The organism is Bilophila sp. (assembly GCF_057864385.1).
Genome location: NZ_DBMAFI010000030.1, coordinates 1 through 26583, shown reverse-complemented (window position 1 = coordinate 26583; position 26583 = coordinate 1). Strand labels below are relative to the sequence as shown.

Below are 26583 nucleotides of genomic sequence, written 5' to 3'. Positions count from 1 at the left end.
AAGCCGCGGCATGGGCAGGAGGGCATGGCTATTACATGCCGTAACAGCGCCCTCCTGATTGAGCCGTTTTGTTCGTGACAGGTTATTTCAGATTCTTGCCGTAGAAGTCCGCGAGCTTGGCAACGGCCTGATCCACATACTCAGGCACAAAATAGGTCTGGATATGCGTGGCTCCGGGAATCTTTAAGAGTTCCTTGTCCTTGGTTCCCGTCACCTTCTCAAAGGCTTCCTCGGACATGTACAGCGTATCGGCCTTTTCCCCAGCCATCATGAGCAGCGGCACATTGATAAGTTCGATGTTGTCGGTGGCGTCCCAGCTCATCAAATCCATGAGGCTGCTGGTCGTATAACGGAAGGTGGAGTTGGGATGCCGATGCGTCTTTCCGTAATATATCATGCCCTCTCGGTAGAGATCGGTAGGAATCTTGCTGATGCTTTCATCCGTCAGTGCGTCAAAATCGACGTTGCCCGAATAGCCGATTTCCCCTGTGGCGGCTTCCCTGGCGCGGGCGTCGGAAGCTTCCTTCAGGCGCGTCTGGATGGAATCAAGCTGCGTGTTCATGAAGCCGTTGCGCCTCACCTGCCCGGAATTGAACATGCTCAGCGTGGCTACTGCCTTGAACCGTTTGTCGGACTTGGCGGCATTCAGCGTATAGCCGCCACCGCCGCAGATGCCCAGAGCGCCGATGCGATTGGCGTCTACGCCGGGATAGGCGCTGATGTAGTCGGCCATGCCGTGGATGTCCTCCGTGCGGAACTGAGGCTTGTCCACATTGCGTGGAGTCCCCTCACTGGCTCCCTGATAGGAAGCGTCCGCCGCGATGGTGATATAGCCTTTTTCCGCCAGCCGTTGGGCATAAAGTCCGGCCACCTGTTCCTTGACGCCTCCGTTGGGATGAGCCACCACGACGGCGGGATATTTTTTCGTGGCCCCATATCCGGCGGGAGTATAGACGTTGGCCGCAATTTTCAGGCCGTTCAGAGTATAGGTGACGGGATGGATGTTCACTTTTCCTTTGACGTTTTCCATGATGGCTCCTTTGTAGACAAGACCGAACGGATTGTTTTCAGCCGCATTCGCAACACATGCAAAAGCAAGGGATGATGCCACTGCCAGAGTCGTCAGAAGCGTTTTTTTCATGACTGTCTCCTGTTCCATAAATGTTATGGTGTTATTTGAATTGCATCCTGTTTTGCAGGACGGTGTTCAGGGCCTTTTCCGCCAGTTCCGCTTCCGCCTTGCCTACTTTCGTTTCAAGGACGGCGACAAAGGCTTTCATCTGCTCTTCGCTCCATCCGACCACCAGACAGCAGTTCAAATGAGAGCGCAGTTGGGCTTCTGCCGGGAGACTGGCCAATGCGGAAACCGTGGCCAGCTCTCTCTCCTGGAAACTGAGGACATCACGGCTGAAGATGTCGCCGAAAAGATGTTCCTTCAAAAAGGTGTCGATGACGGGTGCGAATTCATAGACTCGTCCGCTGGCGGGCCTGCCGATGACAGTGGTCTGATTCGCCGTACCGAGTTCGCGAATGTCTGCATTGTCGGGCAGCGGGGAGGCATCCCTGCCCATTTCATCCTCGATCCCCTGCGCCTTTCGTTCGTCAAGCAGGGCGATGAAGGTGTTCAGGCCCGTCAGACTGCGGGGGAACCCCGTGTAGGCGTACATCTGGACAAGGACTTCCTTGATTTCATTGACCGTCATGCCATTTTGCAAGCCTTCCACAAGAACGCCCTTCAATTTTTCCGTATCGCCTTTTGCGGTAAAAGCCGCTATAAGGATGATGCTTTGTTGTTTGCCGCTCAATGCCGATGCGGAGTGCGTACTTTCGGCGTGTGCCATCGCCGGCAATCCCATTGTTACAGTACAACATACGCCCAGAAGGGCCGTAATTATCTTGGAAAACACTGGAACCTCCTTGCTGATGTGTATCAAGGCATTTTTCTTTTGTTGATGACAAAGTAAGATTTCCTCGGTCGCGAAACTATACATAATCTGAGCTATTCTTTGCCTATTTCGCTCGGAAATGCTTGTTTTTTGAAAAGGCCATGTCACGCAAGCGATTGATGCTTTCCTTCTTGAAATTCCAAAAGAATAACCAACAAAATACCTCAGCCATAGAGCCATTCAACAGAAAAACGAAATAAAAAGGACGTATTTTCACTCTATTATGAAAACAAACTGTCATATCCTATGACAGAACTTAAAAAATAAGCGGGAAGCCCGCCAAGTGGTTCTTCCCGCTTATCTTTATGAAGTGAGTCAATAGGTTATGAACGTTTTTTAGCTACATCCTTACGGGGAGGAGCTCCGAATTGACGCTTGTACTCTCTATTGAACTGTGAGCCGCTTTCATAACCAACCATAAGCGCCGCAGTACCGGCATCTTTTCCTTCAAGCAACATAAGCCGTTCGGCCTCATAAAGCCTTAGCCGTTTTTGGAATTGAAGAGGGCTGAGGCTGGTTACTTCCTTAAAATGCCGATTGAATGTTGAGGGAGCCATGTTGACATACCGGGCCAATTCTTCCATGCGAATCGGTGACGTATAATTTTCTCTTAGCCACGAAATAGCTTGGGCGATCTGGTTTGCCTGTGTTCCGCTTGTGTTGAAAAGCCGCAGACATTTCCCCTGACTGCCGCAGAGCAGATAGTAATGGATTTCCCGAATAATCATGGGAGCCAAAACCGGGATTCGTGATGGTGTATCCAACAGCTCAACAAGGCGGGAAAAGGCCTGCAAAAGTTCCTTGTCTACCTCATCTACTACGACAGGAGTCACTTCTCCTTCTTGGGCGGCAACTAAGGAAGGGGCTTCCGTAATCAACTGTGTGATAATGCGTCTGTCCAACTTTACGGAGAGCGAAAGGAACGGCGCCTGAGGCGAAGCATTCGTAATATGGAAGACGCCGGGCATATCAATACCGACAGTTACGCAGTGGAGCTCGCCATAATTTGCTTCATGGTCGCCAATCATGGAACGTTTGAACCCTTGGGCGACCAATGCAATCATAGGTGTATAAAAACATCTTATTGCAGAAGTGTTTTCATCATGACGGGTTAAGGCCAAACCTGAAATCGGGGTTTCCAGCCTGGATTGCTCAGGGAGCCATTTCAACAATTTCTCTTTGAGAGAATCATTAAGTTCATGTAGCTGTGCAGATTCACTCATATTGCTTACTCCATTTGGGTCAAACGGTGATCAATCCACAGGAGCCGTGTCCATACCAAAATAGCTTTTCGTTCTATGTTTAAAATGGTTATAGCATGACTGCGTGAAAACTTGTATGCCTCATTCGCCAGTAAGATTGCCTCATTCGCTCGGCAAGTACATTGAGGGAGCCTCAACCGACCAGACTTCATAGAGTCCCGTCAAAACAATGTCCCCCGGTATCCATGCACTGGACAATAAATACATGGGGGCTGTAAGAAATCGTTTGCGTCATCTCCGGTTACCCCCGGCAAAATCCCGTACCGCATTTACCCCGCAAAAGAGCCCTATTGTGAGGCACAGCCCGCTGATAAGCCAGAGGGCATGTGCAGGCTTACCGCCAGAAGAATATCCCTGCCTGTGGCGATACGAATATCTGTCCAAAGCATCAGGTATCCGTAGGCCAGTAGGCAAATGAGGGAAAACAGCTATATTGGCACCAGATTGGCGTATTGAATTTTGGCGGCAAGGTATTGCGCTTCCTTCACCACGCCATCTATGAACCGTGCTTGAGCGGCGGCAGCTTCCTTTTCAGCGGCAACACGACCATACCGTCTATGATGGTTCTGGACGCTCCGGTGATTTATAAAGGCTCTGTTATAGTACGGGGTCGTTTCATCTCCACAGCACGGTGAAAATACAGCCTGTTCTCCAGTTTTCCCTTTGGCGGGCTTCATGGCTGAGGTGTTTTGTTGGTTATTCCCTTGGAGCGCCATAGAAAAAGGCATCAATCTTTTTCTATGACACAGCCTTTATAGTATGTTGATACTCCATCGCGGTCAGCAACGGCCAGAGGGCATCGTCCTCCCTGAGATTCAATCTGTTGCCGAACTCACGCAGACGGGCCGCTTCAAGGGGCTTAACCAAATGCCCGCTTCCGGCACCCATGCGGGCGTGACGGACAACGAACCCAAAAAAATGATACTTTTCCCCTCCATTTCAGCAGAGGGCTTTTCCAAGAGTACGGCAATATCCAACCCCTCCACGCCGTTGTACGCGAGGCAAGAGTGGCTGTTTTCGGATAACGGTCACCCCTGCCTGCCCACCATGCGCTGCGACTGACGGGAACGGGAACAAGTACATGGACAGACAAAACGAAGCATTATTGGGGATATGTTACGCGGGATACATCATCCGCTGCCTATGAGTCTTCAGATGCACAATGATGGACTTGTATTTAACCACACTCTTTGGAAGTATTTTACCTCCAATGACGGCAAAACCTCATGGGGAGCTGCGGCAGACGGCTTGAAAAAAATAGGCAATAAATTTGGAAAATCGTTCATTTCCCCCTCCAGAATTTCTGCCTATATGGAATCCATAACACACTGATTTCGTGGAGGGAAAAATGAACGCCAAAAAGGATTCCATGACACTCGGACGCCGCCAGTTTCTTGCCGGAGGGCTGGCTCTTGGAGCCGCCGCTCTTCTGCCCCATTCCATGAATGGCATGGCCTATGCCGCAGATACAAACGCAGCGCCCGATACCCAAGGGTTACGGCAGGACAAACAAATGGAACATCGGAAGCTCGGCTCGCTGGAGGTTTCCGCCATCGGCCTCGGCTGCCTGCCTATGGTAGGATACTACGGCGGTAACTATGAAAAAAAGGACATGGTCGCCCTGATCCGCCGGGCCTTTGAACGCGGCGTGACGTTCTTCGACACCGCCGAAGTTTACGGCCCCTATACCAGTGAGGAATGGGTCGGAGAAGCCCTTGCCCCCGTCCGCAATCAGGTCAAAATCGCCACCAAGTTTGGCTTTGGCGTTGAGGAAAAGCAGCCTACGGCTTTGAACAGCAGACCCGGCCACATCCGCCGGGCGGTGGAAGGCTCCCTAAGGCGTCTGCGTACCGACCATATCGACCTTTTGTACCAGCACCGCGTCGATCCGCAGGTTCCGATGGAAGATGTTGCCGGGACGGTGAAAGACCTGATTCAGGAAGGAAAGGTACTGCACTTCGGATTGTCCGAGGCAAGCGCCAACTCCATTCGCAGGGCGCACGCCGTGCAGCCTGTGAGCGCCGTTCAGAGCGAATACTCCCTGTTGTGGCGGGAGCCGGAAACCAAAATTTTTCCCACCCTGCGGGAACTCGGCATCGGCCTTGTGCCGTACTGCCCTCTGGGACGCGGATTCCTTACCGGGGCCATCAATGAAAACAGCCGGTTCACCACGGGGCGGCTTTCCACCCTGCCCCAGTTCACGCCGGAAGCCCTGAAACACAACATGCCTCTGCCGAACCTGATTCGCGAATGGGCTGCGCGCAAAAACTGCACCATGTCCCAGTTCGCCCTCGCATGGCTGCTGGCCCAGGCTCCCTGGATCGCTCCCATACCAGGCACGACAACCCCGGCGCATCTTGATGATTTTCTCGGAGCCACCTCCGTCAGCCTGTCACCTGCGGAACTGCGTGAATTCGAGTCCGCCTATTCCAAAATCAAGCTCATGGGGCATCGCGCAGATCCATTCACGGAAAGCCAGATCGACAAATAACTATTTCCTCACTGCACTGTCCGATGCCGTAAGAACATTACCGTTTGTATTTCTCTATAGTAAAAAATAGAAATAACAAAAGGCACTTCATATAAAGTGAAGTGCCTTTTGTTATGACGCATATGTTATGCAAGAATCAGGCAACTTTTTGCGAAAATTGTATCTTCATTCGTGCCACCGCCTCATCTATCCTGCAACTCAGGACAGATATTCCCCATCTTCCACTGTATTCCTTACGCCATAAGTGGGAAAGGATAACGAAAATGAGCATACCGACAAAACTCTTGACGGACATCCTCATGGCCGTCCTGTTTCTCCTGCTCATGGCCGACCGCCATACAGGCAACACCATCCATGAATGGCTGGGCGTCACGCTTGCGGGAGCTTTCCTGCTGCACACATGGCTGAACCGAATCTGGTACAAAACCTTAAGAAGGGGCCGTTATGATTTTTCCCGCGTCGTCAGGCTCATCCTGAATATGCTTCTGCTTCTGGCAATCCTTGGCACATTGGCAAGCTCCGTGCTCATTTCCCGGACAGTATTCCCATTTCCGGAGCTCAGGGGGGAACTCTTTGCCAGAACCCTGCATGTCTTTTGTGCCCACTGGACTTTCCTTCTCGCGGCGGCACATCTCGGAATCTATGGAAAAAGACTCCAGACGGCGCACGGGCGGCGTGTCCGTTTCACGCTCCCGCACTGGTGCAGTCGGGCGTCACCCGTCCTGTGCGTCGTGCTTGCTGCCTATGGGGCATACGCCTTCCTGTATAGGGAGCTGATTTATCCATTGACCATGAACAGCGCCTTCATGCCGTGGAACGGAAACGAGCATATGCTCTTTTTCCTTCTGGACTACGGTGTAATCTTCTTTCTGTGCGCAGGAGCGGCCCATATGCTTTCTCGCCTGATGCGCAAGAGGAACGCTCCTGTTTTGCGCCCGGCAGAGGCTTGGGATTGAATGCCCCATACGAAGCGGACGACACCACAATGCAAGGAGCAATTCATGAAAATACTTACAGCCGCCATCATCTGTCTGGCTCTGGCGCTGTCGGCGGTACAGACTCAGGCTGCGGATGCGTTCGTCCTCATTCGGGGCGGAACCTTCGACATGGGCAGCCCGTTTTCTGAGCACCGCCGGGAAAAGGATGAAAGACGGCACAGCGTCACCCTTAATCCTTTTTATATGGGCGTCCACGAAGTTACCCAGAAGGAATACCGGGAGCTCATGGGAAATGATCCCAGCCAGTTCAAGGGCGACGATCTCCCGGTGGAAAACGTCAGTTGGCACGATGCCGTGGCCTACTGCAACGCCAAAAGCGCCGCTGAAGGGCTGGCCCCGGCTTATGTGATAAGCGGAAACGGGGATGAGCGCAGCGTTGTCTGGAACCGCGACGCGGACGGATACCGTCTCCCCACGGAAGCGGAATGGGAATATGCCTGCCGTGCGGGAACAACAACTCCGTTTTCTACGGGAGAGAACGTCACTGTCGATCAGGCGAACTATTACGGCACTTATCCCTATGACGGCTATCCCAGCGGACAATACCGTTCGCGGACGGTTCCCGTCGGCAGTTTCGCCCCAAACCGGTGGGGGCTGTACGACATGCACGGCAACGTCTGGGAATGGTGCTGGGACTGGTACGGCCCCTATGCCGACGGCGCGGCCGCCGATCCTACGGGGGCCGCTTCCGGCACCTACCGCGTCAACCGGGGAGGCGGGTGGAACGACTTCGGGCGTCATTTGCGTTCGGCCTACCGCGCCGCATACCCTCCGGCCAATAAGACCTTCAATCTCGGATTCAGGCTTGCCCGCAATGCCCAGCGGCCATCATAGGCCATCTTCTCTTGATGGCTGCCCATCATCCCATCAAAACAATGCACATACCGCCCGGAGGTACACGCTTATGCTTCATCCTTTTTCCCGTCGCCATTTTTTGAAAGGAACGGCTTTGGCGCTCGGCGCATTCGCCCTGAACGGCTTTTACGGTACAGCCCACGCCGTTCCGGGAAATGTACTCGTGGCCTACTTTTCGTGGTCGGGCAACACGCGGGGCATCGCGCGGCTGCTCCATCAGAAAATCGGTGGAGAACTCGTTGAAATCGAACCGGCTACACCGTATTCCGAAGACTACAACACCTGCCTCGAACAAGCCAAGCGCGATCAGGAAAGGGCCGCCCGGCCGGAACTCAAGACACACATCGCCGACATGCCCCGTTATGACGTGGTGTTTCTGGGGTATCCCAACTGGTGGGCCACCATCCCCATGCCTATAGCGTCGTTTTTGGAACAGTATGATTTTTCCGGTAAAACCATTGTGCCCTTCGTCAGCCACGGCGGCGGACGCTTGGGCCAGAGCGTCACCGACATCGCCAAACTGTGCCCTTCCTCCAAAATCATGGAAGCCCTTTCCGTGCGCTACAGCGGCGGCTCCTCGCTGTCAGGCGATATGGATGACTGGCTTGTCCGGATCGGCATGAAAGTCTGAACCTGCTGCAATACCTGATGAAAACGAGAGGCCCTGCGCTGCTGCGGGGCCTCTTCACGTTATTGCAGGAACGTCTGGCGCTGGAGTTTGTCCCGATAGGGCGGTTCACCAAAGAGCCTTTTATATTCACGGTTGAACTGCGTATCGCTTTCGTAGCCGACAAGCAGGGAAACGCTGGACGCTTTCCGGTTTTCAAGCACCATCAGGCGCTGGGCCTCGTGCAGCCGCAACTGCTTATGGAACTGCAACGGGCTGAGTCCGGTAATTTCCTTGAAATGCCTATGGAAGGTTGACGACGACATATTCGCCCGGCGCGCCAGCTCATCCACATGGAGCGGTTCCTTATAGTTGTCTTTCAGCCATGAAATGGCCTGGGCTATCATGTTGCTCTGCGTACCCAGCGTATTAAGCTGGCGAAGGCTTTCCCCTTGCGGCCCGGCAAGCAAAAGATAATGGATTTCCCGGATGACCATCGGAGCACGGATGCGAATCTGCTCCGGCTTGTCCAGAAGTTCCACCAGGCGCAAAAAGCATTGCAGCAAATCCGCATCCAGTTCGCCGATGGAAAGCCCGCCGCCCCTTCCGCTTTGCTTTTCAGAAGCGGGAGGCATTTCCATTGCCAGCCGGGAAATGAGCTGGCTGTCCAGATCAAGAATGACCGACAGGAACGGCTTTTCCTCACTGGGGTGAAGGATATAGAACGCGCTCGGCAAATCAACGCCGGTGATGCAGAACTGCCCTTCCTTATAACGGTATTCCCTGTCTCCGATAAGGGCGCATTTGGCCCCTTGGACAATCGCCGCCACGGAGGGCGTGCCGAAACAGTTATCCGCCTTGTTGATCTCCTGACGCCGTGACAGCGTGAGCCCCTTGACGGCGGTGGCCTGTTTCCCCGGAACGGGCAGATGCCGCAGAATACGCCGCTTCAGTTCCTCATTGATCCGCCTCAGTTCATCATCGACGGTATGTATCATGCTGGCCTCCTGAGAGAACGGACGTCGTCCGCCGTTTTGGAAAGCCTATCATCATTTCCCCCTTCGGAAAGCCCCTTGGCAGATTTAGGCAACAAATTGCAAAAAACGTATCAGTTTTCCCTCTCACTCCCGCCGTAGATTCCTTTCATCAACTGCCCGTCTTACCTATCAGGGGCCGAACGGGAAGCATTCCCCACAGTCATGGAGGCCGTGACGGAAAATTTGCGCCGGCGGTTGATGTCCCGGTGCGGAGGCTCCCCGAACATGCGTTTATATTCCCGATTGAATTGCGTCACGCTTTCATAGCCTACGGACAACGCCGCATTGGCCGCACGTTCATTCTCCATCAGCATCAGGCGCTGCGCTTCGTACAGGCGCAACTGCTTGTGGTACTGCAACGGGCTGAACCCGGTAAGGCTTTTAAAGTGGCGGTGCAGGCTTGATACCGACATGCTGACCTGCCGCGCCAGGGCGTCCATACGCAGGGGGACAGCGATATTCTGCTTCATAAGCGCAATGGCCTGAATGATCTGATTGTTCTGCGAGCCACGCGTATACAGCCCTTGCAGGGCCCCTCCCTGCGGGCCGATAAGGAGCAGGTAATGCAGTTCCCGCATGACGATCGGCGCACGGATGGCAATCTGCTTCGGCTTGTCCAGAAGCTCCGCAAGCCGCAGCATCGCTTCCAGAAACTCCGGATCCGCATCGGCAACGGATACGCCCTGCCCTTCCACGGATGAGGGCCTTGCCTCAGGTTCCATTTCCATAACCAGATCGCTCAGTATCTGCCTGTCCAGATAAAAGAAAAGGGAAAGGAACGGTTTTTCCGGCGTGGGGTCGGCAACGTAAGACGTGCTCGGCATATCCACTCCGGAAACAAGGCATTGGTTTTCGTGGATATGGTATTCCTGCGCGCCTATGATGGAATGTTTGCCGCCTTGGACAATGACCGAAGCCAGCGGCTTCTCAAAGCAGCGTTCCGAACTGTTGGCCTCCTCCCTGCGCACCAGCGTCAACCCACTGACGGCGGAGGGGCGGACACCCGGCCCCTCCATATGCCGCAGCAGTATTTCCTTCAGCCTGGCATTGATTTCTTTAACTCTTTCCTGATTGCCGCCAGCCATAGACAGCGCCTCCCGCCTTCTGGAAAAATCTTGCCCACGCGTCTGTGGAAGCGCCTCTTTTCTAGCATGGCCCTTCCCTTTTGAACAGGCTTTGACAAAATAAGGCAATTTTTTGGCAAAACAAGCTCTTTCACGAGATGGGCTCAAGGCATACACAGAAAACAGAGGCTGCGCCATAGAAAATGGCTGATGCTTTTTTCCTTGAAGTTCCAAAGGAATAACCGGCAAAATGCCTTGGCTATGGATTCCGCCAAGGGGAAGCTGGAGAAAAAGGCTGTGTTTTCATCGCGCTGTGGAGATGGAACAACCGCATATCATGACAGAGCCAAAACAGAAACCTGGATGTTCCATCAATCATGCAGCAGCCATGAACAAGGAGGAAACATGAGAAGGGTACGCGTGGCCGCCGTGGCGTGCTGCCTCCTTATTTCGGGGATCGCCGCCTTTGCCGGGGCCGCCGAAGGCACAAAACGCATTCTGGTATTCGGCGACTCCAACACGTTTGGCTATGTTGAGGATGCCCAGGGGACAGTAAGCCGTCTGCCGCTGCATACGGCCTGGCCGGGCAAAATGGCCGAGCTGCTTGGCGCTGGCTATGAGGTGGTGGTTGAGGGGCTGAGCGGCCGCACGACCACTATGGACAGCCCGGAGCGTTCCGGCACCGGCATCATTCCCGGCGCGGGCATGAACGGAGCCGCATACCTCCCGGCGGCGCTTTCTTCGCACATGCCGTTGGACATGGTCATCATCATGCTGGGGACGAACGACCTCCGCAAGGACAGAAACCGCAATGCCTCGGATATTGCATCAGGCATCATGCGGCTCGTATCCATCGTCAAAAAAGGCGAATGGCAGCAGCGCACGCCTTTTCCCATCCCCCAAGTGCTGGTCATCTGCCCTCCAAAGCTGGATCTTCAACGGAGCCCCTATAAAGACGCTTTCAAAGGGGCCCTCGCCAAAAGCGAAGCCCTCCCCGGAGTCCTTCGTCCGTTAGTGGAATCTTCCGAAGCGCTCTTCTTTGACGCGGCGACGGTGGTGCCCTTTGCACAGGGAGCGGACGAAATACACCTTACGGCGGAAAATCACGCGGCGTTGGCCCAAGCCGTAACCAGGGAAGTCAGGAAGGCATTCGGCGATCCCAACAAAAACACCGCAACAGACAAGGAGACGGTTATGAACGACATCACGGAAGTGTTCCCGCGCGGCGAGGCAAATACGGCGTATGCCCGGTACTTCGTGGGCAACAGCTATCTGAACATGCTTTCCACCGAGGGGGTGGCCATCGGCAACGTAACTTTTGAGCCGGGATGCCGGAACAACTGGCACGTCCACCACGCCGCCAAAGGCGGAGGGCAGATACTGCTCTGCACCGCCGGGCGCGGCTGGTATCAGGAATGGGGCAAGCCCGCCCGCGAACTGCGTCCCGGCGACGTGGTGAACATCCCCGCCGGGGTCAAGCACTGGCACGGCGCGGCCAAAGACAGTTGGTTCGTCCATCTCGCCGTGGAAGTTCCGGGGGAAAACGCCCGTAACGAGTGGCTCGAACCCGTCAGCGAAACGGACTATGACCGGCTCCCCTGAACCTGCCCCTGCCCGGCACTCCATAGGGGCACAAGGACTATTGCTATGGACAGCACGAAAGAAACCCCGCCGGCCCCATCCCTGCATGGACGGGGATCCCCGAAGTTTTCTGGAAAAAACGCCGCAGGAGGCATGACGCGCCGCCATCTGCTGAAAATGGTTGGGGGAACGCTCGCCTTCAGCCTCCTGCCCCCATCCGCTTCTTCCGCCGATGTCCTGACGGACAATGGAGAAAATCCCATGAAAATCGTTGTTCTCACCGGCAGCCCCCACCGTCAGGGGACATCCGCTCTGCTGGCTGATGAATTCATCGCCGGAGCGGTTTCCAAAGGGCACGCTATCGTCCGCTTTGATACGGCCTTTGAAAAAGTCGGCCCCTGCCGGGCCTGCTATTACTGCGACAGGCATGACGGGGAATGTATCCAAAAAGACGCCATGCGGAAGATTTTGCCGGAAATCCTGTCGGCGGACATGATCGTGCTGGTCACGCCGCTGTATTACTTCAATATGACCGCCCAACTGAAAACCGTTCTGGATCGCCTGATGCCGCAGCGCGCGGCCCTGCGGAAGCACCCCATGAAATCCGCTATGCTCGTCACCTGCGGCAGCAACACGGACTGGAACATGGACGCCATCATGGCCCACTACAAAGTCCTTCAGCAATATCTCCCCTGGGAGGATCAGGGCGTGGTGCTCGCCAAAAACGTCTTTGCCCGCAAGGACATTGAAGGCACGGACTATCCTCCGGCTGCGAAGGCTCTGGGCGAACGTCTGTAGCCCGCCAACATCACGGCAAGGAGGAACAGACGACCATTCCCGCCGGGAACGCCCTCCCTGAGCGACGGCCAGAAAGGGCGGCTGGTTTCCGAATTTGCCGACCCCGCAGTACGGATCATAACCCTGTAGAATGAAACATATTGCTCCTTCCTCAAGGAAAACGATCCGGGCACGGTGGGAGTGGGCGGCGTCCTGCCTTCCGAAAGGCGGCGGATGCCCTCCGAATGAGTCGGCGCCGCCTGTGAAGGACACCCGCCTTCAACATGCTGAAGAATCAAAACAGCGCAGGAGGACATCCCCGCACAAAAAGGATAACCTGATGCTTCTACGCCATCTCATGTATTCCACTGCATTGGCGGCCCTCTTTGCGTTCACTGGATTGGGAACGGCCCATGCCGCCGATACGACATCCGTCCGCATAGCCCACCTGCAAATCAAGCCTGAATTTCTAGAAGCGTTCACCGCCGCCGTAAAGGAGGAAATGGAGGCGGCCCTGCGTGTGGAACCCGGCGTATTGGCCATCTATGCCGTGGCGGACAAAAACGATCCAACCAAGCTGACGTTCATTGAAATGTACGCGGACGAGGACGCCTATCAGGTTCACCGTGATACGCCCCATTTCCAGAAATACTTCCATACCACCAAGAATATGATTGCGGAGCGTGTACTGCTGGAAGCCGTGCCCGTCGAACTGCGCGACAAGCACAATACGCCCGCCGCCGACTAGCGGCTCCCGCCCCATCCCCTCCGTACAGAGAAGGTTCACAGATGGACGGGATGGGGCCTTCCGTTGATGCGATGGCAATGAGACATTCACGTTTCCAATGAAACGTGTATCCAATTGGCTTTATTTTAGAAAAGGGTTTATTTTATAATATATTTAAATAAATATATATTTTAATATTTGAAGTTATACTTCCTACTAAAATCAACCGCCCAAACCATATAGAAACCCTCTCTTAAAACATAGCCATTCAATTATCTGAAATTCAAAACGATTTTTTAGAGAGTCATCAAAATGACGAATGTCTCCCACGATACCGACGGGGCTCCTTACGGCATCTATCCTGCCATCTCCATTCCCGTTGCTTGCGGCCCGTGAATATATTACCGCCATGCGGAAGACTCTATTGGCATTCCATCCCTATTTAATTGATCTGGAGGTACTTGCTGTTCTTCCTACAAGCGGTGTCTTGCAATATACAATATACTAAAACTTCAAGCATACTATTGAAATCTGAAATCCGCTTCACTGAATCATCCGGCAACAGGCAACCTATAGGGCTATGATGAGCGTACCGACGGCGATGAATGCCCCACCAAGGGCAACTTTCAGCGTGAGCTGTTCATGCAGAAAAACAATCGCCATGATGATGGTAAAGATGATGCTCGTTTTGTCGATAGGAGCCACTTTTGAAACATCGCCTATTTGCAGCGCCTTGAAATAGCAGAGCCATGATGCGCCTGTGGCAAGCCCTGAAAGCACAAGAAAAACCCACGTCCTTATACTTATTTCTGTCAGGTCTACCTTGACTTCGGTGATGCAGACCATGCCGCAGGCCATAAAGAAAACCACCAGCGTGCGTATGGCGGTGGCGAGATTGGAATCCACGCCTTCAATGCCCACTTTGGCAAGGATGGACGTGAGCGCCGCAAAAACAGCGGACAGAAGCGCAAGAATGAGCCACATCTTTTTTGTATCCTTTTGCATGATAATACCGCAAAGAGGCCGGGAATACCCCGTCCTGTCCGATGGGTTGAATGCCGTCAATGGGCTGGCGCATGACGCGGGCGGTTCAGGCTTGCCCTGACAGTTTTTTCCGTTTTGAAGTCCTTGCCTGTCTAATAAATGAAGCCGTCCGCCTCTTTCCTCCCATAATTTTTTTCCGTCAAGAAATCTTTGCATGGGAGACATTCACCTTTTCGATGATCTTCCAAGGCTCTGTGTCATGGCATGTGGTTGTTTCATCTCCACAGCACGGTGAAAAGACGGCCTTTTTCTCCAGTTTCCCCTTGGCGGACGTTATGGTTGAGGCATTTTGTTGGTTATTCCCTTGGAATTTCAAGAAAGAAAGCGCCAACCATTTTTTAGGGCGTGTCGTCGTGTTAAATGTAACTATCTTCAATTATTGAAACCAATCTTTTTATGAATGGCTGTGTCATAGAAAACGGTTGATGCTTTTTTCCTTGAAATTCCAAAGGAATAACCAATAAAATCCCCCAATCACAGAGCCCACCAGCGGAAAATCTGAAAAAAACATATATTTTCAGTATATTACTGAAACAAAAACATCCATGTACTATGACAGAGCCTTATGAATTAAAAGCAATTAAATAATTTCAATAAATTATATTAAATTGACAACACGGCCTAGGATACAGCCAAAGGGAAACCCAATATCGACAGCCGGAGGCCCCTCACTGAGAGAATCAGGCAATAAAAAGCAAAAAACGTATCTACCATACGTTTCTTTTTCCGCTTATTGTCCGAAAAAATCTATCGGATGGAGAAGGCCCGCCCATGAATCGAAGAACATTTCTCAAGGCTCTGACTGCGGCCGCATTGCTCGGAGGATGCGCTGCCGGAGGGACATGGGCCTTTCTCCGGCAGATGAAGTTCGGCGCGCTCCCGGCAGGCGAAGCGCTGCAACGTATTCTGGCCTCGCCCCACTATGCCGATGGAACCTTCCACAACATGGTTCCCAGAGCGATTTTAAGCGACGACAGCAGTTTCATCCTCGCGCTTCTCCGCTCCCTTGTCGCCAAAAGGGTCAATCCCGTTCCTCCCGGTCCTGTTCCTTCAAAACATATCCCCCTTCACACATTGGAGCGCGGGCAGGATACAGTTCTGTGGCTGGGCCATTCCTCTTTTTTCATCCAGCTCGGCGGCCGCCGCCTGCTCATCGACCCGGTATTCAGCCCCTATGCCGCGCCGGTATCCTTCAGCACACAAGCCTTTGCCGGAGCCACCCCGTACTCCGTTCATGACATGCCGGATATCGACTGCCTGCTGATTTCGCATGACCACTGGGATCATCTGGACTACCCCACCGTTATGGGGCTCAAGCCAAAAATCAGGAATATTGTCTGCGGGCTTGGCGTTGGCGCGCATTTCCGGCGCTGGGGTTTTCCCAACAGCCTCATCCATGAGGCGGACTGGGGCGACACGCTGCCCCTGGACGCGACGGTACGTATCCATGTGACCACCGCAAGCCATTATTCAGGGCGTTCCCTGACCCGCAATAAAACCTTGTGGGCCGGATTTCTGCTGGAATCGGCCTCAAGAAAGATCTTTTTCAGCGGCGACAGCGGATACGGGCCGCATTTCGCTGAATTGGGAAAACGCTTCGGCGGCGTTGACCTCGCCCTTCTGGACTGCGGCCAGTATAACGAACGCTGGCGCCATATCCATATGACGCCGGAAGAAACGGCTCAGGCGGCGGAAGACCTTGGGGCCCGCCATCTGCTCCCCGCGCATGTCGGCAAATTCGCACTGGCCTACCATCCGTGGGACGAACCATTCAAGCGGATTGCCGCCGCCAGCCAGGGCAAAGCCTTTCATCTGATTACCCCTGTTATAGGGGAAGCCGTGAACATGACAGGCCGTATCCCTGATTTCCCCTATTGGTGGGAACAGCTCAATACGGGCTGATGATCCCATAGCCGTTTTACGGCGTAAAAGGCATTGTTCATGAATGCGTGTATGAATAACAAAATAAAAGAGATATTGCTGCATAAAATATCCGCTTCAGGAAAATATATTACACCAATACCGGGATTGACGCTGTTATGCGGCAAAAAAGGAATAAAATCACTCAGTGCGAACAATATACTTTCTATTGTCCTTGTTATTCAGGGAAACGGCTTTGCCATATGCAAAGATAAAAGCATCATATATCATGAAAATGATTATTTCTTTGCAATTCCGCAGGCAGCGGGCAAGCATTGCTGCATAGCAACCTGCAAATCAAAATATTTTTTGGCACTTTCCCTCAAAATAAGCAGGCATGTCCTCTCGCTTTTGGGCACGGGAGGTTCCCATGTATGCCTTCAACATTCAGGGACGAGCGACGACGCTTACGAGGAAGACATCAAGATTGATCTGTTCAACTGTTTTCAGCGCCTTATAATGCTTATGGATAAACCGGAGCAAATTGATGTCCGTGCTCCGATAATTATCTGTGAAATCCATTATCTGGTTTTGATAAGCAGAAAGTGGAGAGAGCGCGAACCATCAGCACTTGATGATTTGAGTGATGCCCATACGTGCTGATGTACCCCGGAGCAATGGGGCAGCGGCATTGATGGGATGCCAGTTCTCCCATTTTTTTGATTCATCAGCTCTTTACCATTCTTGACAAAGTGAACCGGCATGATATTTTGCTTAACTATAAAAGCAGTAATATGCCTTACTTTTAATCACAACGAATCTATTATTTTCTTTTACAGCATTTACTCCATATCAACACTGAACCCCACCTGCTTCTTTTCCACCATGCCATCCAAACCGAGGTGAAAGAACATGTCTGACCATTTACAACGGATAGCCCAACTGAATGACGAACTCAAGCAAAAGCTCTTGCGGTACATGGAAACTCCCTGCATCTACCCCACAGCCATCGAAGGGTTTAACCTTGTTCGCCGTGAAGATGCCGGAATGTCCGAAAAGTGCTTTGAAAAGCCGCTGGTGGGGCTTGTCATACAGGGCACCAAACACTCTCTCATGGGGGGGCAGGAGTACGTCTATACGGAAAACCAGAGCGTCGTAGCCGGTGTGGACATGCCCATATCCTCCTATGTCATAAACCCGACGCACGAAAAGCCTTTTCTTTTTCTTTACCTCTATCTCGACAAACAACTGCTTTCATCGTTGGCGCTGGATATGAAGCAGAGCTTCACTGAGGATATGGAGACGAACACAAGCATTTCGGTTGCCGATACCGATACGGATATTTTAGAAATGTTCCTCCGTCTTCTTGAACTTCATGAAAAGCCCGAACAAATACCGCTTCGCGCCCCCATGATGCTTCGCGAGCTGCATTATCTTCTGCTCATAAGCCCACATGGAAAAATCCTGCGGCAACTGAATACGCCAGGCACACAGAACAATCAGGTTGTTCAGGCGATCAACTGGATACGGGAGAACTATAAAATCCCCATGCGGGTGGAGTCGCTGGCCCGGCAGGTCAATATGTCTACGGCGAACCTGCACCGCCATTTCAAGCTGCTTACCGGGCTCAGCCCGTTGCAGTATCAGAAACAGCTGCGCCTCCATGAAGCCCAGCGCCTTATGCTGGTGGAAAACGAGAGGGCTTCCAGCGCCGCTTTAAGCGTTGGATATGAAAGCATAACCCAGTTCAACAGGGAATATAAGCGGGTATTCGGCGAACCGCCTCTCAGGGATATGAATCGCCGCCGCTCCCTTGAGGCGTGAGGGGCCGTGTCTGAAACAATGCGCGGAAATGCGTGTGGCCCCCTGGCAGAGGGGGCCATACATCATAAAATCACGCCCCCAAATGCCTCCCCATTTCCCTGGCCCGATCCGGAAAGTCCGTCTTCTCCACATCCGAGCGGCAGCCGCACCCTGTCGCCAGCAGCATCCCGGCGTCATGCCAGTTCATATACCGCACAATGGTGCGGTAATGCCCAACAAGGTCACGCATAGTCCAGTCGTTGTCATCATAGGCGGCGGCAAGGAGAAGCGTCCGCTTTCCCTGCCCCCGCAACGCCGCGTTCCGCGCATAAAAACGGTCTACAACGCTTTTCAACTGCGCAGACATTCCAAAATAGTAGAGCGGCGTCACGAAAACGACCATTTCCGCCTGCTCCAGGACAGGAAGCAGTTCCTGCATCCCATCGTCATGGATACAGCGCCCCTTTGCCCTGCAATGCTCACAGGCCAGACAGGGGGATATTTTTTCTTTTGCCGCATCAAAACGAAAAATGTCGTGTCCCGCCTCCCTCGCCCCTTCGATAAAAGCATCGGCCAGGGCAGCCGTTGTTCCGTTCCTGTGCGGGCTTCCGGTAATGACGACTATATGCACGTCAGGCTCCTTTTATACATCTTTTGCTTGGTTCCGTTATCACCATATGCTGGGAACGCCCATCAAGGGCGTTTCCATTTTCAGGTTCACTCGTTTCACTTCATCTGTTCGCGGAAAAGCTTTTCCAGTTGGCTCTGTCATAGCGTGTGGTTGTTTCATCTCCACAGCACGGTGAAAAGACAGCCTTTTTCTCCAGTTTTCCCCTTGGTTGAATCCATAGCTGAGGCATTTTTCTGGTTATTCCTTTGGAATTTCAAGGAAAAAAGCATCAACCATTTTCTGGGACACAGCCTTCCAGTTTATCAAAATGCGGGTACTCCTGCCTGTCTTAGAGATCCACATGCAATGCTCCGGTGTTTATGGGCCGCAACACCTTCATCCCGCTCTCATAGAGATCCATGCGATGTTCCGGGTATGATGTTCAGGACCTTGGGCCCGGCGGCCAGATCATAGGCATCTTCGCTGAAGCATCGGGATACTGCCCCTTCCCCGGCAATGGATAAGAGCGGACTATGGGGTCACATAAACGGAGAATAAATATATTCCTTACAAATGGTTATACTTTTTCCGAGCTATGCCGCCTTTTTCTTCAATCCTCTTCAAGCATGGGAAAAGTTCAGCATGGTGCGAACAACACCCTAGGCCGTGTCGTCAATCAGATATAATTTATTGAAACATTTAACTATTTTTCAAGCCACAAAAATATTGTTTTAAATAATTTCAAATAATTATATGTAAAACAACGACACAGCCTAGGAGATGCGATCTTCATCTGGATAAAAGGGCAGAAGTCCATCAATGGCCTGCTGCCGGTGAAAGGCGGGCCGACACATTCCCGGACTAGTTCCTCGCCGGGAAACCGAGGCCGTCCAACCACGCGTCCACATCCTTCTGCGCGCTGGAAACCCGTGAGCCGCGCACTTCAAACCCTTTCAGCATGTGCGCCTGCGGGCAGAGCTTCCTGAGGTCGCTTTCGCTGCGGCCCAGACGGCTTCCTTCATGGGTGCAGAACGGAATGACGTTTTTGTCCCCCATGTTGTGCTTTTCCAAAAACGTGAAGAAAGGCATGGGCATAGTCCCCCACCAGTTGGGGAAGCCGATGAAGACGGTATGATACTCGTCCCAGTTGGGGATTTCGGTGGCAATCTGCGGGCGGGCATTGCTCTGCTGTTCCTTCTGAGCCATATCCACCACGGCGTCATAATCCTGCGGATAAGGCACGACGGTCTTGAGTTCGACCATATCCCCTCCCGCGCGTCCATGAATCTGCCCGGCGAGCCGCCGCGTATTGCCGGAATGGGAAAAATAAAGAATCAGCACCTTGTTCCCTCCTGCTTCCGCGGCATAAGCGGACGCCCTGGACAGTACCGGAGCGGCGATTACGGCGGCGGCGCCAAGCGCGATGCCTTTCAAAAAGCCTCGCCTCGACCGGATCATGTTTTCCTGATGCGCAACGGCAGTGTGGGGCTGCAAAAAGATCCTGCTGGTCTTGTTCATGGCATATTCTCCTGTAATGCTTTAAAAATGTTTATTTTGCCTGCTTGGGCTCAGGGATGACGGCATTGACGCAGGCCAAGGCATTCAGCGTCCTTGGAAAACCGATGTAGGGAAGGCTCTGCGCCAGCGCGTCAATCAGATTTTCCTTGGAATTCCCTACCGCCACGTTTCCCTGCACATGGGAACGAACTTGGCTGTCGCAGCCTCCGAGGGCGGAAATGATGGAAAACGTCAGAATTTCTCTGGTCTGCAAATCCAGCCCCTTTCTGGTGTAGACATCGCCGAAGCAAAATGCGGAAAGATAGTTTTGGACAAGAGGCAACTGATTGGCAGGAGCCGTCTGGTGCATCTTGTCTATTCCATCGCCAAAAATGGATTTTTGTACTTTCAACCCGTCCGCATACCGGGAAGCTTCCGTTACAGTGCTCTGGCTTTCCACCGGAAGGGGGATATTCTTCGCCCTGAACGCCCCATTCACTCTTTTCAGCGCGGCTTCCGTTTTGGGGAAACCGATGTACGGAGCGCACTGGTACATCGCCTCCTTGATCTCCACAGGCGTTACGCCGACGCGCAAGGCCGCATCCACATGCGTTTCCAAATCCTCCAGGGTTTGCCCAGAAGTCAGCACGACCAGCGTGATGAGCGCACGCTGCTTGTCGTTCAGTGTGCCGTGGTCTGCGATTTCACCATAGATGAGCCTGTCCCGCATGGCGGCAAAGTCAGGATCGGTGGAAGAAAATGAGGATTCCGTATTCCCCAAAAATTTTTGCATGTTCCTTTCCGCCGCCGCAGCCCGTCCTGCGGTGGCATCCCCTCCGGCCTGCGGCGCGGCAAAGGCCATCGTCGAGGCCAGCAGCATCCCGCATACAACGAATGCAGCTTGGCATTTTGAACTTTTCGCATAACGGCTCCCTTAGAGTCAGTTACCTTTAAAGTTTTACGATGTTGACGTGTAAGACGCGCTCGCTCCGACATTGAACAGCACAAATGCATTGTGCTTATGCCTTGCAGCGACCGCCTGCTTCCCACAGCCAAATGCCTTTTCAACGTGAAAACGCTCTCGTTTTGCATGGCTCAGGCGGGAAGCCCGCATGTCAGAATTCCCGGTTCCCTTTATGGGAAGAATACTCCGGCGCCTAAAAGTTGCCAGATATGATTGTTGCAACTTCTTGCCTGATTCTGTACGGGGGACGCCGCCACACAAAAACGGCCTTTTCCGATCCACAGCTTCATCGCCTTCCTGTACTGCCTTCTTCCATACAAAAACCCGGCAACCGCATAAAAATGCACATTGCCGGGCTATGCTGATGGAACCTGTAATTCAGAAGGTTCCGCCACAATATGTGGCTGTTTCATTTCCACAGTATGGTGAACATGCAGCCTTTTTGTCCGGTTTTCCCGTCGGCGGACTCCAAGGCTAAGGTACGCTCTTGGTTATCCCTTTGGAACTTCAAGGAAAAAGCATCAACCGCCTCTATGACGCAACCATTCAGAAAAAATTACTGCGCTTTTACCGTACCCAGCCGCTCAATATCCTTATCCGTTCTATTGCCGTGGAGGGTGATTTTGCCCAGTTCCCGCTCAAGGGAGTCAAATTCCTCATGCGTCAGCGAAACTTCGGCTGCGCCAAGGTTTTCAATTATCCGTTCTTCCCGGCGCATTCCCGGAATCGGGACGATGAAGCCCTTTTTGTGCAGCATCCACGCCAATGAAATCTGCGCCGGAGTCGCCTTTTTTTCTTGCGCGTAACGATGCAGCAAATCAAGCAGGGGCTGGTTGGCTTCCACGTTTTCCCTTGCAAAACGCGTGATGACACGCCGCACGTCGTCACCGGAATATGTGGTTTCCTTATTATATTTTCCGCTCAAAAAACCGCTGGCAAGGGGCGAAAAAGGCACAAAACCGATCCCCAGCTCCTCGCAGGCGGGAATGACGTCCTTTTCAAACATCCTTTCCATCATCGAATACTCGCTCTGGACGGCCGTGAGGGGAGTGACGCCATGCGCCCGCCGTATCTGCCCTTCCGAAGGCTGGGACTGCCCCCATCCCCTGATTTTCCCCTCACGGATCAGTTCTCCCATCCATAAGGCCACTTCCTCCACATTGCTGCCTTCGGGCACCCTGTGCTGATAATACAGGTCGACATAATCCGTTCCCAGCCGCCGGAGGGAGTCTTCGAGGGCTTTTCGGATGCCCTTTCTGCTCAGTTTTCCTTCGGGCAGCTCCTGCCCGGCAAGCGCGATGGGAGAAAACTTCGTAGCCAGAACAATCTTGTCCCGGAAGGGCGCGACCGCTTTGCCGACCAGCTCTTCGTTGACATAAGGGCCGTAGCCCTCAGCCGTATCAAAAAAAGTGCAGCCAAGTTCATACGCTTTGCGTATCAGCCGGATGGATTCCTCTTCAGCGGGCGTCGCACCGTAGCCGTGGCTGAACCCCATGCACCCCATGCCGACGGCAGAAACTGCCATGCCGCTTTTTCCCAACATCCTTGTTTTCATATCCTGCCCTCAACTTTTAGGGTATGTGCCCCGTATTGCTTATGCCCCTGCCGCCCGGTTGCTTCATCTCCACAGCATGGTGAAAATGCAGCCTTTTTATCCAGTTTTCCCACTGGCGGAAATAGCTGAGACATTTTATTGGCTGCCCTTTTGGAGCCTCAAAAAAAGCATCGGCCATTTCCTGCGGCACGGCCTTGCTTATATGGCGATCCTTTCGTCACGAGACCCCATACATGGGCCTGATGACCGCCCGCCCGTCACAAGGATTTCAGCTCTGGAATGTTCATCGTCACGGATGATTTCATCAACAGAGGGAACCACAATGCGCCCCGAACGGGGATTCTTGATGCTGTCCACGGGCGTCGTGATGACGGCATCCACATCCGACTTTTCAAAACAAAGATCGGAATCGACCACTTCACAGTCAATCAGCTTCAGCGCGCTGCAGTAACAAAGCGGCTGGGAACTGAGTATTCTGCAATGTTCAAGAGTGAGGTTGTCGGAATACCAGCCGAGGAATTCCCCGCGAAGCACGCTGTTTCTGACGGTAACATTATGCGCGTGCCAAAAGGCGTCCCTGCTGGTAATATCGCAATGCTCAAAAACGGCATCATGCAGGTATTGCAGCGCATATTTTCCTCTGAATCGCACATCGCGGAATGCCAGACTTCCGGCGTGCAACATGAAATAGTCGCTTTCCACAGTACAGCCTTCCATCGTGAAATCACGGGAAAACCAACCGAATTCATTCGATTTGATGTCGCAGTTACGGACAGCCACATCCCGGCACTCGCGAAACGCCTTGATTCCATGCAGTTCGCTCCCCGTGACGGCAACATGATCCGAATACCAGAGGGCCGCGCGGCACCCTTCGGACATGCGGCACTCCCGGATGTCCAGCCGATGCACATGCCAAAACGGGTAACGCAGGTCGAAAAAGCAATGTTCGGCAACAACATCCGAAGCTTCCTTGACGGCGCTTTCTCCATCGGCCGGACCGGCAAAGGTACAGTCCAAGAGATGGATATTGCTGATGCCGTATAAGGCGCGTTCCTCGTCATAGGTTTGATTTGCTATCGTTTTCATCAGTCCAATCCGTTTTTCGTATACAGGGGTATCCGATCCTTCATTCGCAGTTACATCGAAACCGGAAAACAAGGCTCTGTCGGAATATCTGGCTGTCTCATCTCCACAGCACGGTGAAAATACAGCCTTTTCCTTCAGGCTTCCCATTGGCGAAATCCATAGCCAAGGCATTTTGCTGGTTATCCCTTTGGAGCTTCAAAGAAAAAAGCATCAACCATTTTCCAGGTCGTGCCATTGATTAGATATAATCTAGTGAAACTATTTAACCATTTTTCAAGCCACAAAATATCATTTCAATAATTTCAAATGGTTAAATATAAGATAACAACACAACCCAGGATACGGCCAAAACAAAAGGCGCTCTCCAATTTCACTATGAATTCATTTGTTAGCTTATGCCGTCATGTTACATGCAATTATTTGAAATTTTTGGAAACAATATTTTATAACTTGGAAAAATAATTAGTAATTTCAATATATTATGTCTAATTGACGACACAACCTAAGCATCCTCCGTTTTTTCTGAGGAGGCATTTACCGTCAGGCATTACGGCCTGATGACGGTCTTCAAAACGGACTCAGCAGGGGAAATCTGCTTCTCAAAAGCGTGCTGAAGCTGCTCCAAGGGCAGAATGTCGGTCACGTACTTTTCAACGTCGATGAAGCCGTTGGCAATGAGGTCAATCGTTTCTTCAAATTCCTTTCGGGTGCAGGATACGCTGCCGGTCAGACGAACCTCATGCAGAACGGCGCGATTCAGCTCAAAGGGAACCGCAGGCGTCATCGAGTTGCCGATCATGACGATTTCGCCGCCGGGCTTCACGCCGTCCAGACAGGCGGCAAGCGATTCCCCCGTGCCGACAGCTTCAAAGACGACATCGAATCCGCCTTCGGAAACAGCCTGCATCTTCGCGGCCCGGTTGGGATCATTCCCGTCAAAATAGACGTCAAAATCGCCTAGTTCCCGTGCCTTGCCCGTCTGCCGTTCATCAACTTTGGACATGGCCAGACAGGAAGTCCCCGCCCTCTTGGCCAGCCCGCCGATAAGCTGCGCGATAATGCCGCTGCCGACCACCAGCACCTTGTCGTGCAGTTTCAGGCTGGACTGCCTGACCGCATGGTACGCGACCATCAAGGGATCAATCAGCCCGGCGGCGACGTCCGACACCGTATCCGGCAGCCTGTAGGCGTTCCCCGCCTTGCCGACAAAATATTCCGCATAACCGCCGTTGCAGACGAAGCCGATATAATTGGTGCCATGCACCTCCCGGCAAAGATGTTCCCTGCCCGCCCGGCACATGTCGCATTCGCCGCAATATAGGTTGGCCCAGAAAGTCACACGGTCGCCGACGTGGAAATCGCTATCGCCGGGGTCGACAACGTTCCCGCAAAATTCATGCCCCATATGAAAATCGGCAATGGGTTCCGGGCTCCAGCCCTTTCCGGCCTTCCACATGTGGATGTCGCTGCCGCATACGCCGCAGGCGGAAACACGTATCTTCAGCATACCGGGAGCCATTTCCGGAACGGGTACCTGCCTGATTTCAATCCGCTGCGGCCCGGTCAGGACACCGGCCCTCATCATTTCCTGTTTCATATCTGTTTCCATTTTTTAGGCTGTGTTATAGAAAATGGTTGATGCTTTTTTCCTTGAAACTCCAAAGGGATAACCGGAAAAATGCCTTAGCCGTAGATCCCGCAAGGGGAAAACTGGAAAAAAGGCTCTATTTTTCACTGCACTGTGGAGATGAAACAACTACATACTATAACAGAGCCTTTTTATGGCTCTAATCCGCCTGCCGGCGCGCCTTATAAGCACGCATCTCATCCATCCGAACGGGATTTATCAATGCTTCAATAAAAGCTGTCTTCACTCTGAAGGGAAAAGGATACTCTTTTATTGCTGTATTCCGTTGTACTGCTCGTCGGTCACCTTTTCCATCCACTCGACAACCTTGCCGGGTTCTTTTTCCTCACAAATGGAAATATGCGACATGGAACTGTTCGGAGCGGCCCCGTGCCAGTGCTTGACGCCCACAGGACAAATAACGACGTCACCCGGCCGGACTTCCTGAACAGGTTTGCCCCATTCCTGCGTCCGGCCCACGCCGGAAGTGATGATCAAAACCTGCCCCACAGGATGGATATGCCAGTTGGAGCGAGCGCCAGGCTCAAAGGTCACACTGCCGCCGCTGGAACGCATCTCATTGTTGGCAGGGTACAAAGGGTCAATACGCACATTGCCGGTAAAAAACTGCTCAGACCCCTTGCTGGAAGCCTGCTCACCGTTACGGATAATCGTCTGCGCCTTGCCCATTTCCGCGGCAAAAACCTGCCCGGCAGAAAGCCCGGTTGCTGCCGTCAAAGCCAAAGCCATGCACATCATAGCGTTTTTCATACTATCGTCTCCCATTGATCTAAAGTGTATGGCCGCATAATATGTACCCGGCATCCCTTGAACCAGCTACAATCCTCGCATCTTTTTGCCTATTTCTACACCTCACGTTTCGACGGAACTTGTTTCCGATTCGCTCAAACAAGAAAGAAAAGCGGCTCTGTCTAAAGGGTAAAGCAACACTTGGTTAAAAAGATGTGAGCAACGTAGCTAGTTGTTTATAGGGTATTATCGGTGTGTATTCTCTAAGGCTTTTTCTTTGAAGACGCGGATGATGCAAAGAGGAGAGAGAGAGAGAGAGAGAGAGAAGGCTCTAAAGGCGTGGAGGGAAGAACTCCGGGTGGGAGCTGGAAAAAAGCGGGAGGGAAGCCGGGGAGGAGGGAGGGCGAGGCTGAGGAGAAAAACGGGGAAGGGGGAGGGTGCC

27 protein-coding genes are annotated in these 26583 nt (G+C 52.8%); 13 read left to right on the top strand and 14 right to left on the bottom strand.

Translation table 11 applies throughout. The features are described 5' to 3' along the window. Nucleotides 1-82: 82 nt before the first annotated feature. From ACZM8Y_RS10845 to ACZM8Y_RS10830, 4 genes are all read right to left on the bottom strand, one after another. The gene (locus ACZM8Y_RS10845) at nt 83-1141 is read right to left on the bottom strand and encodes an alpha/beta hydrolase (protein ID WP_479858475.1); all 1059 of its coding nucleotides are present in this window, start codon (nt 1139-1141) and stop codon (nt 83-85) included. Nucleotides 1142-1172: 31 nt separating this feature from the next. Next, nucleotides 1173-1841, bottom strand: a complete 669-nt coding sequence (locus ACZM8Y_RS10840; protein ID WP_482330621.1) for a carboxymuconolactone decarboxylase family protein — start codon at nt 1839-1841, stop codon at nt 1173-1175. A 428-nt stretch (nt 1842-2269) separates the two neighbouring features. Next, on the bottom strand, nt 2270-3169 hold the full coding sequence (locus ACZM8Y_RS10835; RefSeq protein WP_337432380.1) for an AraC family transcriptional regulator: 900 nt from the start codon (nt 3167-3169) through the stop codon (nt 2270-2272). Between the two features lie 467 nt (nt 3170-3636). Next, complete coding sequence (locus ACZM8Y_RS10830; RefSeq protein ID WP_479858477.1) at nt 3637-3936, bottom strand: hypothetical protein; 300 nt, start codon at nt 3934-3936, stop codon at nt 3637-3639. A 31-nt stretch (nt 3937-3967) separates the two neighbouring features. Between ACZM8Y_RS10830 and ACZM8Y_RS10825 the strand changes: the two genes are divergently transcribed. The 5 genes from ACZM8Y_RS10825 (at nt 3968) to ACZM8Y_RS10805 (ending at nt 8183) form a co-directional block, all read left to right on the top strand. After that, nucleotides 3968-4270: a hypothetical protein gene (locus ACZM8Y_RS10825; RefSeq protein WP_482330622.1), complete on the top strand. Its 303-nt coding sequence runs from the start codon at nt 3968-3970 to the stop codon at nt 4268-4270. A 286-nt stretch (nt 4271-4556) separates the two neighbouring features. Beyond that, complete coding sequence (locus ACZM8Y_RS10820; RefSeq protein WP_479858479.1) at nt 4557-5699, top strand: aldo/keto reductase; 1143 nt, start codon at nt 4557-4559, stop codon at nt 5697-5699. A gap of 263 nt (nt 5700-5962) precedes the next feature. Continuing rightward, complete coding sequence (locus ACZM8Y_RS10815) at nt 5963-6655, top strand: hypothetical protein (RefSeq protein WP_479858480.1); 693 nt, start codon at nt 5963-5965, stop codon at nt 6653-6655. A 45-nt stretch (nt 6656-6700) separates the two neighbouring features. Further along, the gene (locus ACZM8Y_RS10810) at nt 6701-7531 is read left to right on the top strand and encodes a formylglycine-generating enzyme family protein (protein WP_479858481.1); all 831 of its coding nucleotides are present in this window, start codon (nt 6701-6703) and stop codon (nt 7529-7531) included. A 70-nt stretch (nt 7532-7601) separates the two neighbouring features. Further along, nucleotides 7602-8183, top strand: coding sequence for a flavodoxin (locus ACZM8Y_RS10805; protein WP_483971785.1), 582 nt, complete (start codon nt 7602-7604; stop codon nt 8181-8183). Nucleotides 8184-8242: 59 nt separating this feature from the next. On the opposite strand, the gene ACZM8Y_RS10800 is transcribed toward ACZM8Y_RS10805, so the two are convergent. Continuing rightward, nucleotides 8243-9157 (bottom strand): AraC family transcriptional regulator, encoded by a 915-nt coding sequence (locus ACZM8Y_RS10800; RefSeq protein ID WP_482330623.1) that lies wholly within the window; start codon nt 9155-9157, stop codon nt 8243-8245. Nucleotides 9158-9318: 161 nt separating this feature from the next. After that, nucleotides 9319-10281: an AraC family transcriptional regulator gene (locus ACZM8Y_RS10795; protein ID WP_302551733.1), complete on the bottom strand. Its 963-nt coding sequence runs from the start codon at nt 10279-10281 to the stop codon at nt 9319-9321. 384 nt (nt 10282-10665) lie between these two features. Here ACZM8Y_RS10795 and ACZM8Y_RS10790 point away from each other — a divergent pair, with 384 nt between their 5' ends. The 3 genes from ACZM8Y_RS10790 (at nt 10666) to ACZM8Y_RS10780 (ending at nt 13366) form a co-directional block, all read left to right on the top strand. Continuing rightward, complete coding sequence (locus tag ACZM8Y_RS10790) at nt 10666-11862, top strand: GDSL-type esterase/lipase family protein (protein ID WP_482330624.1); 1197 nt, start codon at nt 10666-10668, stop codon at nt 11860-11862. A 132-nt stretch (nt 11863-11994) separates the two neighbouring features. Then, nucleotides 11995-12639 carry a flavodoxin family protein gene (locus tag ACZM8Y_RS10785; protein WP_482330625.1) on the top strand — a complete coding sequence of 215 codons (645 nt, stop codon included), beginning with the start codon at nt 11995-11997 and terminating at the stop codon, nt 12637-12639. Between the two features lie 319 nt (nt 12640-12958). Continuing rightward, nucleotides 12959-13366 carry a putative quinol monooxygenase gene (locus ACZM8Y_RS10780; RefSeq protein WP_482330626.1) on the top strand — a complete coding sequence of 136 codons (408 nt, stop codon included), beginning with the start codon at nt 12959-12961 and terminating at the stop codon, nt 13364-13366. A gap of 549 nt (nt 13367-13915) precedes the next feature. Here the strand turns inward: ACZM8Y_RS10780 and ACZM8Y_RS10775 are convergent. Beyond that, nucleotides 13916-14329, bottom strand: a complete 414-nt coding sequence (locus ACZM8Y_RS10775) for an EamA family transporter (RefSeq protein WP_479858486.1) — start codon at nt 14327-14329, stop codon at nt 13916-13918. Between the two features lie 92 nt (nt 14330-14421). Between ACZM8Y_RS10775 and ACZM8Y_RS10770 the strand changes: the two genes are divergently transcribed. The 4 genes from ACZM8Y_RS10770 to ACZM8Y_RS10755 all read left to right on the top strand — a co-directional run bounded on the left by ACZM8Y_RS10770 (nt 14422) and on the right by ACZM8Y_RS10755 (nt 18073). Beyond that, nucleotides 14422-14772, top strand: a complete 351-nt coding sequence (locus ACZM8Y_RS10770; protein ID WP_482330627.1) for a hypothetical protein — start codon at nt 14422-14424, stop codon at nt 14770-14772. A 388-nt stretch (nt 14773-15160) separates the two neighbouring features. Continuing rightward, nucleotides 15161-16291, top strand: coding sequence for an MBL fold metallo-hydrolase (locus tag ACZM8Y_RS10765; protein ID WP_482330628.1), 1131 nt, complete (start codon nt 15161-15163; stop codon nt 16289-16291). A gap of 51 nt (nt 16292-16342) precedes the next feature. Further along, a complete protein-coding gene (locus ACZM8Y_RS10760; protein ID WP_482330629.1) occupies nt 16343-16912 on the top strand; it encodes an AraC family transcriptional regulator N-terminal domain-containing protein in 570 nt (189 codons plus the stop codon). A 249-nt stretch (nt 16913-17161) separates the two neighbouring features. Continuing rightward, complete coding sequence (locus ACZM8Y_RS10755) at nt 17162-18073, top strand: AraC family transcriptional regulator (RefSeq protein ID WP_482330630.1); 912 nt, start codon at nt 17162-17164, stop codon at nt 18071-18073. A gap of 70 nt (nt 18074-18143) precedes the next feature. Here ACZM8Y_RS10755 and ACZM8Y_RS10750 read toward each other — a convergent pair whose 3' ends face one another. From ACZM8Y_RS10750 to ACZM8Y_RS10740, 3 genes are all read right to left on the bottom strand, one after another. Next, nucleotides 18144-18683, bottom strand: coding sequence for a flavodoxin family protein (locus ACZM8Y_RS10750; protein ID WP_482330631.1), 540 nt, complete (start codon nt 18681-18683; stop codon nt 18144-18146). 840 nt (nt 18684-19523) lie between these two features. Next, complete coding sequence (locus tag ACZM8Y_RS10745) at nt 19524-20180, bottom strand: flavodoxin (protein WP_482330633.1); 657 nt, start codon at nt 20178-20180, stop codon at nt 19524-19526. 31 nt (nt 20181-20211) lie between these two features. After that, a complete protein-coding gene (locus tag ACZM8Y_RS10740; RefSeq protein ID WP_482330634.1) occupies nt 20212-20952 on the bottom strand; it encodes a carboxymuconolactone decarboxylase family protein in 741 nt (246 codons plus the stop codon). On the opposite strand from ACZM8Y_RS10740, the gene ACZM8Y_RS10735 reads away from it, so the two are divergent. Continuing rightward, entirely contained in the window at nt 20951-21085 is a 135-nt protein-coding gene (locus ACZM8Y_RS10735) for a hypothetical protein (protein ID WP_489501726.1), read from the top strand. The two genes, ACZM8Y_RS10740 and ACZM8Y_RS10735, sit on opposite strands and share 2 nt — an antisense overlap. A gap of 594 nt (nt 21086-21679) precedes the next feature. Here the strand turns inward: ACZM8Y_RS10735 and ACZM8Y_RS10730 are convergent. The 4 genes from ACZM8Y_RS10730 to ACZM8Y_RS10715 all read right to left on the bottom strand — a co-directional run bounded on the left by ACZM8Y_RS10730 (nt 21680) and on the right by ACZM8Y_RS10715 (nt 26081). Beyond that, a complete protein-coding gene (locus ACZM8Y_RS10730) occupies nt 21680-22648 on the bottom strand; it encodes an aldo/keto reductase (RefSeq protein WP_482330635.1) in 969 nt (322 codons plus the stop codon). Nucleotides 22649-22876: 228 nt separating this feature from the next. Beyond that, nucleotides 22877-23764 carry a DUF3737 family protein gene (locus tag ACZM8Y_RS10725; protein WP_482330636.1) on the bottom strand — a complete coding sequence of 296 codons (888 nt, stop codon included), beginning with the start codon at nt 23762-23764 and terminating at the stop codon, nt 22877-22879. Nucleotides 23765-24311: 547 nt separating this feature from the next. Further along, the gene (locus ACZM8Y_RS10720) at nt 24312-25361 is read right to left on the bottom strand and encodes a zinc-dependent alcohol dehydrogenase (protein WP_482330637.1); all 1050 of its coding nucleotides are present in this window, start codon (nt 25359-25361) and stop codon (nt 24312-24314) included. A gap of 300 nt (nt 25362-25661) precedes the next feature. Further along, a complete protein-coding gene (locus ACZM8Y_RS10715) occupies nt 25662-26081 on the bottom strand; it encodes a (R)-mandelonitrile lyase (RefSeq protein ID WP_482330638.1) in 420 nt (139 codons plus the stop codon). Nucleotides 26082-26583: the final 502 nt, after the last annotated feature.

Excerpts from the sequence above, each read along its gene's own strand:
- ACZM8Y_RS10825 (WP_482330622.1), top strand. The coding sequence starts at position 3,968 with ATGTTGATACTCCATCGCGGTCAGCAACGGCCAGAGGGCATCGTCCTC.
- ACZM8Y_RS10830 (WP_479858477.1), bottom strand. The coding sequence starts at position 3,936 with ATGCCTTTTTCTATGGCGCTCCAAGGGAATAACCAACAAAACACCTCA.
- ACZM8Y_RS10765 (WP_482330628.1), top strand. The coding sequence starts at position 15,161 with ATGAATCGAAGAACATTTCTCAAGGCTCTGACTGCGGCCGCATTGCTC.
- ACZM8Y_RS10715 (WP_482330638.1), bottom strand. The coding sequence starts at position 26,081 with ATGGGCAAGGCGCAGACGATTATCCGTAACGGTGAGCAGGCTTCCAGC.
- ACZM8Y_RS10720 (WP_482330637.1), bottom strand. The coding sequence starts at position 25,361 with ATGAAACAGGAAATGATGAGGGCCGGTGTCCTGACCGGGCCGCAGCGG.
- ACZM8Y_RS10790 (WP_482330624.1), top strand. The coding sequence starts at position 10,666 with ATGAGAAGGGTACGCGTGGCCGCCGTGGCGTGCTGCCTCCTTATTTCG.
- ACZM8Y_RS10755 (WP_482330630.1), top strand. The coding sequence starts at position 17,162 with ATGTCTGACCATTTACAACGGATAGCCCAACTGAATGACGAACTCAAG.
- ACZM8Y_RS10775 (WP_479858486.1), bottom strand. The coding sequence starts at position 14,329 with ATGTGGCTCATTCTTGCGCTTCTGTCCGCTGTTTTTGCGGCGCTCACG.
- ACZM8Y_RS10730 (WP_482330635.1), bottom strand. The coding sequence starts at position 22,648 with ATGGCAGTTTCTGCCGTCGGCATGGGGTGCATGGGGTTCAGCCACGGC.
- ACZM8Y_RS10780 (WP_482330626.1), top strand. The coding sequence starts at position 12,959 with ATGCTTCTACGCCATCTCATGTATTCCACTGCATTGGCGGCCCTCTTT.
- ACZM8Y_RS10770 (WP_482330627.1), top strand. The coding sequence starts at position 14,422 with ATGACGCGGGCGGTTCAGGCTTGCCCTGACAGTTTTTTCCGTTTTGAA.
- ACZM8Y_RS10810 (WP_479858481.1), top strand. The coding sequence starts at position 6,701 with ATGAAAATACTTACAGCCGCCATCATCTGTCTGGCTCTGGCGCTGTCG.
- ACZM8Y_RS10740 (WP_482330634.1), bottom strand. The coding sequence starts at position 20,952 with ATGCAAAAATTTTTGGGGAATACGGAATCCTCATTTTCTTCCACCGAT.
- ACZM8Y_RS10785 (WP_482330625.1), top strand. The coding sequence starts at position 11,995 with ATGACGCGCCGCCATCTGCTGAAAATGGTTGGGGGAACGCTCGCCTTC.
- ACZM8Y_RS10835 (WP_337432380.1), bottom strand. The coding sequence starts at position 3,169 with ATGAGTGAATCTGCACAGCTACATGAACTTAATGATTCTCTCAAAGAG.
- ACZM8Y_RS10735 (WP_489501726.1), top strand. The coding sequence starts at position 20,951 with ATGTTCCTTTCCGCCGCCGCAGCCCGTCCTGCGGTGGCATCCCCTCCG.
- ACZM8Y_RS10800 (WP_482330623.1), bottom strand. The coding sequence starts at position 9,157 with ATGATACATACCGTCGATGATGAACTGAGGCGGATCAATGAGGAACTG.
- ACZM8Y_RS10845 (WP_479858475.1), bottom strand. The coding sequence starts at position 1,141 with ATGAAAAAAACGCTTCTGACGACTCTGGCAGTGGCATCATCCCTTGCT.
- ACZM8Y_RS10805 (WP_483971785.1), top strand. The coding sequence starts at position 7,602 with ATGCTTCATCCTTTTTCCCGTCGCCATTTTTTGAAAGGAACGGCTTTG.
- ACZM8Y_RS10745 (WP_482330633.1), bottom strand. The coding sequence starts at position 20,180 with ATGAACAAGACCAGCAGGATCTTTTTGCAGCCCCACACTGCCGTTGCG.
- ACZM8Y_RS10725 (WP_482330636.1), bottom strand. The coding sequence starts at position 23,764 with ATGAAAACGATAGCAAATCAAACCTATGACGAGGAACGCGCCTTATAC.
- ACZM8Y_RS10795 (WP_302551733.1), bottom strand. The coding sequence starts at position 10,281 with ATGGCTGGCGGCAATCAGGAAAGAGTTAAAGAAATCAATGCCAGGCTG.
- ACZM8Y_RS10820 (WP_479858479.1), top strand. The coding sequence starts at position 4,557 with ATGAACGCCAAAAAGGATTCCATGACACTCGGACGCCGCCAGTTTCTT.
- ACZM8Y_RS10840 (WP_482330621.1), bottom strand. The coding sequence starts at position 1,841 with ATGGCACACGCCGAAAGTACGCACTCCGCATCGGCATTGAGCGGCAAA.
- ACZM8Y_RS10815 (WP_479858480.1), top strand. The coding sequence starts at position 5,963 with ATGAGCATACCGACAAAACTCTTGACGGACATCCTCATGGCCGTCCTG.
- ACZM8Y_RS10760 (WP_482330629.1), top strand. The coding sequence starts at position 16,343 with ATGAATAACAAAATAAAAGAGATATTGCTGCATAAAATATCCGCTTCA.